Source organism: Frateuria sp. (assembly GCF_013362045.1).
Lineage (GTDB): Bacteria > Pseudomonadota > Gammaproteobacteria > Xanthomonadales > Rhodanobacteraceae > Frateuria_A.
The window spans coordinates 1-9,719 of record NZ_JABFWW010000150.1 but is presented as its reverse complement, the minus strand read 5'-3'; the positions used below and the strand labels follow the sequence as shown (position 1 = coordinate 9,719).

Below are 9,719 nucleotides of genomic sequence, written 5' to 3'. Positions count from 1 at the left end.
CCATGCGCCCGGAACTGCGGTTGCCGATGAAACGCACCGGGTCGATGTCCTCGTAGGTGGGGCCTGCACTCACCAGCACGCGCAGGCCCGCCAGCGCGCCGCCGCCGAACGAGGCGGCGATCGCGTCGCGCAGTTCCAGCGCCTCGAGCATGCGGCCCGAACCGATGTCGCCGCAGGCCTGTTCGCCTGCCGCCGGCCCGAGCACATGCACGCCGCGCGCGCGCAGCGTGGCGAGGTTGGCCTGCACGGCCGCATGCGCCCACATCTGCTGGTTCATCGCCGGCGCCACGAACAGCGGCGCGGCGCTGGCCAGGCACAGCGTGGTCAGCAGGTCGTCGGCCTGGCCCTGCGCCAGGCGCGCCAGGAGGTCGGCGCTGGCCGGCGCGATCAGCACCCGCTCGGCCCAGCGCGCCAGCTCGATGTGGCCCATCGCCGCCTCGGCGCCCTCGTCCCACAGCGACACGCGCACCGGCTGGCCGGACAGCGCCTGGAACGTGGTGGCGCCGACGAAATGCGTGGCGCCCTCGGTCATCACCACGCGCACCTGCGCACCCTGCTCCCGCAGCCGGCGCACCAGTTCACAGGATTTGTAGGCGGCGATACCCGCCGAGACGCCGAGCAGGATGCGACGTTGGGCAAGACTCATGTAAGGCGGGCCTGACAATCGGGCGAAGCGCTAGCTTACCGGAATCGTCATGCCGCTCTGCTGCCTGCGGTCGCATCCCGGCAGGCAGGATGGCCCGATGAGCATCCGCCACTGGCCCAGCGGGGAGCGTCCCCGCGAAAAGCTGCTGCGGCACGGCAGCACCGCCTTGTCCGACGCCGAACTGCTGGCCGTGCTGCTGGGCAGCGGCGTGCCCGGGAAGGACGCCATCGCGCTGGGCCGTGAGCTGCTGCAGGCGGCCGGCGGTCTGGGCGCCCTGCTCGGCCGCCCCGACCAGCCCCTGCGCTGTCCCGGTCTGGGACCGGCCAAGCGCGCGCGCATCGCCGCCGCTCTGGAACTGGCCCGCCGCAGCCTCGCCGAGCAGCTGCAGGCGCTGCCCAGCCTGGGCAGCCCGCGCGACAGCGGCGACTATCTCTCCGCCCGCCTGCGCCACCTGCCCTACGAGGTGTTCGGCTGCCTCTACCTGGACAACCGCCACCGGGTGCTGGCCTTCGAGGAACTGTTCCGCGGCACCGTCGACGGCGCCAGCGTGCATCCGCGCGAAGTCGTGCGCGCCTGCCTCAAGCACAACGCCTGCGCGGTGATCTTCGCCCATAACCACCCGAGCGGCGTGGCCGAGCCCAGCGCCGCCGACCGCGCGATCACCCGCGAACTGCGCGAGGCGCTGCAGCTGGTCGGCGTGCGCGTGCTCGACCACCTGGTGATCGGCCACGGCACGCCGGTGTCGATGGCGGAGCGGGGGCTGCTGTAACGGGCTGGCCGCGGGTGCCGAACGGGGATTCGCCTGCCGGAAACCGCAGGCATAAGAAAGGGCGACACGCGGGGAGTGCGCGCCGCCCTGGGATACACCCGGGGGAGAAGCGGGTGCCGGCAAAGCATGGCCATGGCCTGTGACCGGAACATGACCGCTGTCACGCTACTTGACAGGCGCAAAAACAGGCCGCGCGACTTATGCACAATTCGGCCATATCGGGCCTGCCGGGCATAAGTTTGCCGGTAACCTCAGACTTGCTCGATAAGCTTATGTTTTAGAAGGACTGTTCTCTTTACAAGCGCCTTACGAGACGTGTCCACTGCAAGGCCGTGCCGTCCGCCCGGTTTTTCCCCACAGAGTTATCCACAGCAATGTCCACCAGCGGGCCCGACAAGGGTCGACAGGCCTGGCCAGGCGTGCCTCTGCTAGGATTGACGGTTCCCATCGACGCCGATCCCACGCCGTGAAACAACCGCTGCGCGACCTGCTGCTGCAGGCCATCCGGACCCTGCAGGACGACGCGGTCCTGCCTGCCGACCTCGAACTGCCGTCCTTCGTGGTGGAGCGCGCGCGCAGCCGCGAGCATGGCGATTTCGCCACCAACGCGGCCATGCTGCTGGCCAAGCCGGCCCGCGCCAAGCCGCGCGAACTGGCCGAGAAACTGGTTGCCGCGCTGCCGGCCAACACGCTGGTCGAGAAGGTCGAGATCGCCGGTCCGGGGTTCATCAACTTCTTCCTCAGCCCGGCCGCCTACCATGCGGAAGTGCGGCGCATCTTCGCCGAGAGCGACGGCTACGGCCGCAACGGCAGCGGCGCCGGCAGGACGGTGGGCGTGGAGTTCGTCTCGGCCAACCCGACCGGCCCGCTGCACGTGGGCCACGGCCGCAACGCCGCGCTGGGCGACTGCATCGCGCGCCTGCTGGAAGCCAGCGGCTGGAACGTCAAGCGCGAGTTCTACTACAACGACGCCGGCGTGCAGATCCACAACCTGGCGGTTTCCACCCAGGCGCGCGCGCGCGGCCTGGCGCCGGGCGATGCCGGCTGGCCGGAAGATGGCTACCGCGGCGACTACATCGCCGACGTGGCCCGCGCGTACCTGGCCGGGGACAGCATCACTGTCGAAGGCCATACCGTGACAGGCGCAGGTAACCCGGACGACCTGGAGGCGATCCGCCAGTTCGCCGTCGCCTACCTGCGCCGCGAGCAGGACCTGGACCTGAAGGCCTTCGGCGTCGGCTTCGACACGTTCTTCCTGGAGTCCTCGCTGTACACCGACGGCAAGGTGGAGGAAACCGTGCGCGAGCTCGTCGCCCACGGCCACACCTTCGAGGACGGCGGCGCGCTGTGGCTGCGCACCACCGACTTCGGCGACGACAAGGACCGCGTGATGCGCAAGTCCGACGGCACGTACACCTACTTCGTGCCGGACGTGGCCTACCACCTGTCCAAGTGGCAGCGCGGCTACGAAAAAGCGATCACCGTGCTGGGCTCGGACCACCACGGCTCGCTGGCGCGCGTGAAGGCCGGCCTGCAGGCGCTCGATGCCGGCATCCCCAAGGGCTACCCGGATTACATGCTGTACCAGATGGTCACCGTGATGCGCGGCGGCGAGGAGGTGAAGATCTCCAAGCGTGCCGGCAGCTACCTCACCCTGCGCGACCTGATCGACGAGGCCGGGCGCGACGCCACGCGCTATTTCCTGATCTCGCGCAAGGCAGACTCGCAGTTGGTGTTCGACATCGACCTGGCCCGCTCGCAGAGCAACGACAACCCGGTCTACTACATCCAGTACGCCCATGCGCGGGTGTGCTCGGTGCTGCGCCAGGCGGGCGAGAAGGGTTTCGCGGTCGACCTCGGCCAGGGTCTGGTCGAACTGGCCCGGCTGGACAACGAGCACGAGCAGATCCTGCTCACCGAACTTTCCAGATATCCCGAGATCGTCGACGCCGCTGCCGCCAACCTCGAGCCGCACCTGCTCGCCGGCTGGCTGCGCGAACTGGCCAACGCCTTCCACACCTACTACAACTCGCACCAGTTCCTGGTCGAGGACGCGGGCTTGCGCAACGCGCGCCTGGCGCTGGTGGTGGCGACCAGGCAAGTGTTGAAGAACGGTCTTGGCCTGCTGGGCCTTTCCGCCCCGGAGAGCATGTAATGGCAGCACGCAAGGGCAAGGGCCGGCAGGCCGTGCGCAACCGCAAGGGCGGCTTCCCGGCCTGGGGCTGGGCGGTGATCGGCATCGCGGTCGGCGCGGTGGCGATGGTGGTGCTGACGCGCCACTCGTTGCTGCCGATGGCGCCCACCGGTCCGCAACCCAACCCGCAGGCCACCGCGCAGGGCGGCGGCGACAAGGGCCTGGCGCCGGCCGAAAGCACGCCGAAGAAGCCGCAGTACGACTTCTATTCGGTGCTGTCGGAAAAGGAAGTGCGCATTCCCGACGAGCAGATCAGCGCCCAGGCGCGTGCCGAGCAGCAGCAGAAGCAGCAGCAGGCGGCCCAGCAGGCGCAGGCGGCGTCCGCCGCCCAGCAGCAACCGGCGGCCAATGCCAACGCGCCGGCCGCCGTCACCGAGAACATCCAGGCCGCGCCTGCCGCGGCGGTGCCCACGCCCGCAGCCGGCAGCGGCTACCTGCTGCAGGTCGGCGCCTTTCCCAGCGGCGCCGACGCCGAGGCGCTGAAGGCCAAGCTCGCCCTGCAGGGCTTCGTCGCCAACGTGCAGGCGGTCAACGTCGGCGGGCAGACGTTCCACCGCGTGCGCCTGGGCCCGTTCCGTTCCGCGTCCGAGCTGGAATCGACCAAGCAGCGGCTGGCCTCGGCCGGCATCCGGGCGATCGCGCTGAAGGAAGGACGCTGACGTGAACACGCGCACCGCCTGGATCACCGGCGCCACCGCCGGCTTCGGCGCTGCCACCGTCGAGCGTTTCGTTGCCGGCGGCTGGCGCGTGGTCGCCAGCGGCCGCCGCGCCGAACGCCTGCAGGCGCTGGTGGAACGGCATGGTGCCGGGCGCGTGCACGCGCTGGCCTTCGACATCCGCGACGAGGCGGCGATGCAGCAGGCCCATGCCAGCCTGCCGCCGGACTTCGCCGGCATCGACCTGCTGGTCAACAACGCCGGCCTCGCGCTGGGCACCGCCCCCGCGCAGCAGGCGGACCTCGCCCAATGGAAGCAGATGATCGACACCAACGTCACCGCGCTGGTGACGCTGACCCGGTTGCTGCTGCCCACGCTGATCGAGCGGCGCGGCGCCATCGTCAACATCAGCTCCACCGCCAGCACCTATCCGTACTCCGGAGGCAACGTCTACGGCGGCACCAAGGCCTTCGTCTCGCAGTTCTCGCTGGGCCTGCGCTCGGACCTGCACGGCACCGGCGTGCGCGTGACCTCGGTGGAACCGGGCATGGCGCAGACCGAGTTCACGCTGGTGCGAACGGGCGGCGACCAGGCCGCCTCCGACAAGCTCTACGCCGGCGCCCATCCGATCACCGCCGGCGACATCGCCGAGACGCTGTGGTGGATCGCCAACCTGCCGCAGCACCTCAACATCAACCGCATCGAGTTGATGCCGACCGGCCAGTCGTTCGCCGGCTTCCAGGTGCACCGCGAATAGCGGCGTAGGCGGGCTTCAACCCGCCGGCTTTTCCCGCACAGCCGCCTGACGGGCCCAAGCCTGCGCTACGACCATCCGGGTCACTGCATGTGCCAGCCGTGGCTGACCAGCAGGCTCTGCCCGGTCAGCGCGGCACTGGGGAATGCGGCCAGGAACAGCGCAACCTGCGCCACGTCGTCGAGCGTGGTGAACACGCCATCGACCGTGTGCTTGAGCATCACGTTGCGGATCACTTCCTCCTCGCTGATCCCGAGCTCCCTCGCCTGCTCGGGAATCTGCTTTTCCACCAGCGGCGTGCGCACGAAGCCCGGGCAGATCACGTGCGAACGCACGTTGTGCGGCGCACCCTCCTTGGCCAGGGTGCGCGCCAGGCCGAGCAGGCCGTGCTTGGCCGTGACGTAGGGTGCCTTGAGCACCGAGGCCTCGTGCGAGTGCGCCGAGCCCATGTAGATGACGGTGCCGCCGCGGTCGCCCTTGTACATGTGCCTGAGCGCCGCGCGGGTGGTGAGGAAGGCGCCATCCAGGTGGATCGCAAGCATCTTCTTCCAGTCGGCGAGCGGGAAGCTTTCGATCGGGTTGACGATCTGCACGCCGGCGTTGGAAATCAGGACGTCCAGATGGCCAAACGCGCGCACCACCGCATCGGTGCCGGCATCGACCGCCTGCTCATCGGTGACGTCCATCGCCACGCCGATGGCACGACCACTGGCCGCCTCGATCGCGGCCGCGGCAGCGGCGGCGGCTTGCTGGTTGATGTCGGCGATCGCCACGGCGGCGCCTTCGCGCGCATACAGCTCGGCGATGGCCTTGCCGATGCCGCTGGCAGCGCCGGTGATGAGGGCGACCTTGCCGTCGAGTCTGGCCATGGCTTTGCGTTCCGCAGCTGGGGAGACAGCGATTGTAGGCCGGCCGCCGGCAGGCGCCATCGGACCCTGGCATGCGCCGGGTGGGCTCCAGCCCGCCATCCTGCATCCGTCAAGATGGCGTGGGGCTGGCCTGCGCTCAGTCGGCCAGGTAGGTGTAGGCGGTGAGGCCCGCATCGAGGTCGCGGTAGAGCGCCTCGGCCGCGTCGCCGCCGATCCCCGCCGCCGCGATGCGCCCGCGGTAGCTGCGCCGCAATGCATCGAGGTCGTAGCCGACGTAGTCGAGCATCATGTCGGTGGTGTCGCCGCGGCGCACGTGGTCGAACACATAGCCCTCGCCGTCGGCGCGCACGTTCACCGCGTCGGTATCGCCGAACAGGTTGTGGATGTCGCCCAGCGTCTCCTGGTAGGCACCGACCATGAACAGCCCCAGGCAGTAGCCCTCGCCCGGCTTCGGGCGATGCAGCGGCAGGCTCACGTCGACGCCCTCGGCATCGACGTAGTGGTCGATGCGGCCGTCCGAATCGCAGGTGAGGTCCACGATCACGCCGCGGCGCGTAGGCGCTTCGTCCAGCCGCGCGATCGGGAGGATCGGGAAGATCTGGTCGATCGCCCAGACGTCCGGTACCGACTCGAACACGGAGAAGTTGAGGAAGTACTTGTCGACCAGCTTCTCGTCCAGCTCGTCCAGCAACTGCCGGTGCGCGCGGTCGGCCGGCGACAGCCGCGCACGCACCGCGTTGGCGACGAGGTAGAACATCTCGTCCAGCCGCGCACGGTCGGACAGGCTCAACTGGCCCAGCGCGTACAGCGACTGCCCCTCGGCCAGGTGGTGCTGGGCCTCGTGGTAGAGCTCCAGCGGCGGACGCTCGTCCAGCGCCGCGTGCACTTCGCGCAGGTGGCGCAGGACGGCGGGCTCGCGCGCGTGCGGCGGCGGCAGCACGCCGGCGGGCACCTCCTCGACTTCGCTGACGTCGGCCACCAGCACTGCGTGGTGCGCGGTCATCGCGCGGCCGGCCTCGGTGAGGATGTGCGGCGCGGGCAGCTTTTCGGCCGCCACTGCCTCGGCCAGCGACTGCACGATGGTCGCCGCGTACTGCTCCATGGAGTAGTTGATCGAGTTGTGGCTGCGCGAACGCGAACCCTCGTAGTCCACGCCCAGGCCGCCGCCGACGTCGACGATTTCCAGCGGCACGCCCATGCGCGACAGCTCGACGAAGTAGCGCGTAGCCTCGCGCATGCCGTTGGCGATGTCGCGCACGTTGGAGATCTGCGAGCCCATGTGGAAATGCTGCAGCTTCAGCGCGTGCTTGAGGCCGGCCTGCTCGAGCCGGGCGACCAGCGTGAGCACCTGCGCCGGCGACAGCCCGAACTTGCCCTTGTCGCCGCCGGTGTTCTGCCACTTGCCGGCGCCGATCGAGGCCAGGCGCACGCGCACGCCCAGCAGCGGCTCGACCTCCAGCGCCTTGGCCTCGGCGATCACGTGCTCCAGCTCGGAGAGCTTCTCGATCACGATGAACACGCGCAGGCCGAGCTTGCGCCCGATCAGCGCCAGGCGGATGTACTGGCGGTCCTTGTAACCGTTGCAGATGACGATGGAGCCGGACCGCGCCAGCGCCAGCACCGCCATCAGCTCGGGCTTGGAGCCGGCCTCCAGGCCGAAGCCCTCGCTGCCGGCGGCGACCAGCTCGCCGACCACGCCGCGCTGCTGGTTGACCTTGATCGGGAAGATCGCGGTGTAGCCGCCGGCATAGGCGGTCTCCTCGATCGCCCGCGCGAACGCGCCCTGCATGCGCCTGAGGCGATCGGCGAGGATGTCCGGAAAGCGCACCAGCAACGGCAGCCGCAGGCCCTGCGCGCGCGCCTGGGCGACGATCTGCGGCAGCGGCAGCGCCGGCCCGCGCGCGCCATGCGGCCGCATCACGACATGGCCGGCGGCATCGACATCGACGTAGCCGTCGCTCCAGTGCGGCACGGCGTAGAGCTGGCGGGCGTCGTCGACGGTCCAGGACGTGGACATGGCAAGGGTCTCCTTGAAAACGGATCCATGCACGTCGCAGCGGCGAGCCTTGACGCATGCTCGATTGAGCGAGGCCCCGCCGACCGGAAGCCTCGCACGCCGCGGGGCCGGTTGGGCTCGTGGGCGGCTTCGAGCCCACCCGGGCGCGCATTGTAGCGGCGCAAGGCGGCAACGGGCGGTCAACAGGCACATTGCCTGCGCGTGGTTGCCGCTACAATGCCCGCCCTTCACGCATACCCAATCCAGGACAGGCGCCATGTCGCAACTCAGCTGGTTCACCGAGGCCCACCAGGCCTCCGGTTCCTCCATCGGCTTCCGGGTCGAGAAACTGCTGCATGCGGAGAAGACGCCGTTCCAGACCATCGAGATCTACCAGACCACCGACTGGGGCAACCTGATGGTCATCGACGGCTGCGTGATGCTGACCAGCCGCGACAACTTCCTCTACCACGAGATGATGACCCACCCGGCGCTGTTCACCCATGCGCGCGCCAAGCGCGTGGTGATCATCGGCGGCGGCGACTGCGGCACGCTGCGCGAGGTGCTCAAGCACGAGGAAGTCGAGCACGCGGTGCAGGTGGAGATCGACGAGCGCGTCACGCGCCTGGCCGAGCAGTACTTCCCGGAGCTGTGCGAGTCCAACGGCGATCCGCGCGCGGAGCTGCTGTTCATCGACGGCATCAAGTACATGGCCGAGGCCGAACCGGATTCGCTGGACCTGATCATCGTCGACTCGACCGACCCGGTGGGACCTGCCGAGGGCCTGTTCAACGCGGCCTTCTACGCCAGCTGCCACAAGGCGCTGCGCCACGGCGGCATCCTGGTGCAGCAGAGCGAGTCGCCGCTGGCGCACCTGGAGCTGATCAAGTCGATGCGCTCGGCGATGCGCACCTCCGGCTTCGGCGCGGTCAAGACGCTGCCGTTCCCGCAGCCGTGCTACCCGACCGGCTGGTGGAGCTGCACGATGGCGCGCAAGGGCGCCGACCTGTCCGGCTTCCGCGAGCGCGGCGCGCTGAGCAAGAACTTCCCCACCCGCTACTACAACGCCGAAACCCACCGGGGCGCGCTGGCGCAGCCGGAGTTCATGCGCGAGGCGCTGGGCGAGTGAGGCTGCGCAGGGCGCGGTTGAAGCCCGCCCTGCCCCGGCTTTAGAACAGTTTCTGCCGCACCTTCGGCAGCAGCACCAGCACCAGCGTGGCGAGCGGCCCGAACACGATCGAGAGCAGGAACCACAGCAGGCCGCTGCGGTTCTTGCCCTGCGCCAGGCCCGCGTTGATGAGCGCCAGCGTGCCCCAGCCGACAAAATACGGCGCCGCCTGGACGTCGACCAACCTCGAAAACTGATCCACAGCATCTCTCCATCATTCGCGGGTGCGCGCCTTCTGCGCGCCGGGGGAGCAGCCATGCGAACCATCTCTCTCCGTCAGCGCGCGCCGCGCTGACGGACGGATCAGGCTGGCTTAATCCATGCCCGCTATGCTGCCCGCTTCAGCCTCAAGGAGAACGCGATGCCGGGACTGCGTCAACTGGCCCTCGTGCTGGCCTGCGCGCTGGGTGCATGCGCCATCCCCGGCGCTGCGCTGGCGAAGAAGGCCAAGGCCGATGCCCAGCAGCAGCGCACGGCCGCCCTGCTGGCCTTCCAGCGCGACCTGGTCAGCGTGCTCGCGCCGCGCGCCGATGCGCTGCCGCTGCTCGGCGCGGCGCTGCTGGCGCGCCCGTTGCCCGGGCAGCCGAAGTGGAACGATTTCCACAGCCTGATCGAGCGCGCCGCGGCCGCACCGGACCACGGCCCCGCGCAGCGATGGATACAGCTG

9 protein-coding genes and 1 pseudogene are annotated in these 9,719 nt (G+C 69.6%); 6 read left to right on the top strand and 4 right to left on the bottom strand.

All coding sequences use genetic code 11. The annotated features are described in order from the left end of the window. A partial coding sequence (gene coaBC, locus HOQ08_RS07280) for a bifunctional phosphopantothenoylcysteine decarboxylase/phosphopantothenate--cysteine ligase CoaBC (protein ID WP_291192801.1) occupies positions 1–646 on the bottom strand: 646 nt, incomplete at its 3' end. Between the two features lie 97 nt (positions 647–743). Between coaBC and radC the strand changes: the two genes are divergently transcribed. The 4 genes from radC to HOQ08_RS07260 all read left to right on the top strand — a co-directional run bounded on the left by radC (position 744) and on the right by HOQ08_RS07260 (position 5,022). Next, complete coding sequence (gene radC, locus HOQ08_RS07275; RefSeq protein WP_291192799.1) at positions 744–1,415, top strand: DNA repair protein RadC; 672 nt, start codon at positions 744–746, stop codon at positions 1,413–1,415. Positions 1,416–1,881: 466 nt separating this feature from the next. Then, entirely contained in the window at positions 1,882–3,570 is a 1,689-nt protein-coding gene (gene argS, locus HOQ08_RS07270) for an arginine--tRNA ligase (RefSeq protein WP_291192797.1), read from the top strand. Further along, positions 3,570–4,268: an SPOR domain-containing protein gene (locus HOQ08_RS07265; protein ID WP_291192795.1), complete on the top strand. Its 699-nt coding sequence runs from the start codon at positions 3,570–3,572 to the stop codon at positions 4,266–4,268. The genes argS and HOQ08_RS07265 overlap by 1 nt, the downstream gene beginning before the upstream one ends. Before the next feature lies 1 nt (position 4,269). Next, positions 4,270–5,022, top strand: coding sequence for an SDR family NAD(P)-dependent oxidoreductase (locus HOQ08_RS07260; RefSeq protein ID WP_291192793.1), 753 nt, complete (start codon positions 4,270–4,272; stop codon positions 5,020–5,022). A gap of 80 nt (positions 5,023–5,102) precedes the next feature. Here the strand turns inward: HOQ08_RS07260 and HOQ08_RS07255 are convergent, their stop codons facing one another. After that, on the bottom strand, positions 5,103–5,888 hold the full coding sequence (locus tag HOQ08_RS07255; RefSeq protein WP_291192791.1) for a 3-hydroxybutyrate dehydrogenase: 786 nt from the start codon (positions 5,886–5,888) through the stop codon (positions 5,103–5,105). A gap of 136 nt (positions 5,889–6,024) precedes the next feature. Beyond that, a complete protein-coding gene (gene speA, locus HOQ08_RS07250; protein ID WP_291192789.1) occupies positions 6,025–7,905 on the bottom strand; it encodes a biosynthetic arginine decarboxylase in 1,881 nt (626 codons plus the stop codon). Positions 7,906–8,161: 256 nt separating this feature from the next. Between speA and speE the strand changes: the two genes are divergently transcribed. After that, the gene (speE, locus tag HOQ08_RS07245) at positions 8,162–9,013 is read left to right on the top strand and encodes a polyamine aminopropyltransferase (RefSeq protein WP_291192787.1); all 852 of its coding nucleotides are present in this window, start codon (positions 8,162–8,164) and stop codon (positions 9,011–9,013) included. Between the two features lie 40 nt (positions 9,014–9,053). Here speE and HOQ08_RS07240 read toward each other — a convergent pair whose 3' ends face one another. After that, complete coding sequence (locus HOQ08_RS07240) at positions 9,054–9,254, bottom strand: antitermination protein NusB (protein WP_291192785.1); 201 nt, start codon at positions 9,252–9,254, stop codon at positions 9,054–9,056. Positions 9,255–9,413: 159 nt separating this feature from the next. Here HOQ08_RS07240 and HOQ08_RS07235 point away from each other — a divergent pair. Continuing rightward, a pseudogene (locus HOQ08_RS07235) lies at positions 9,414–9,719 on the top strand (hypothetical protein); the annotation flags it as partial.

Excerpts from the sequence above, each read along its gene's own strand:
- HOQ08_RS07255 (WP_291192791.1), bottom strand. The coding sequence starts at position 5,888 with ATGGCCAGACTCGACGGCAAGGTCGCCCTCATCACCGGCGCTGCCAGC.
- radC (WP_291192799.1), top strand. The coding sequence starts at position 744 with ATGAGCATCCGCCACTGGCCCAGCGGGGAGCGTCCCCGCGAAAAGCTG.
- HOQ08_RS07265 (WP_291192795.1), top strand. The coding sequence starts at position 3,570 with ATGGCAGCACGCAAGGGCAAGGGCCGGCAGGCCGTGCGCAACCGCAAG.
- speE (WP_291192787.1), top strand. The coding sequence starts at position 8,162 with ATGTCGCAACTCAGCTGGTTCACCGAGGCCCACCAGGCCTCCGGTTCC.
- speA (WP_291192789.1), bottom strand. The coding sequence starts at position 7,905 with ATGTCCACGTCCTGGACCGTCGACGACGCCCGCCAGCTCTACGCCGTG.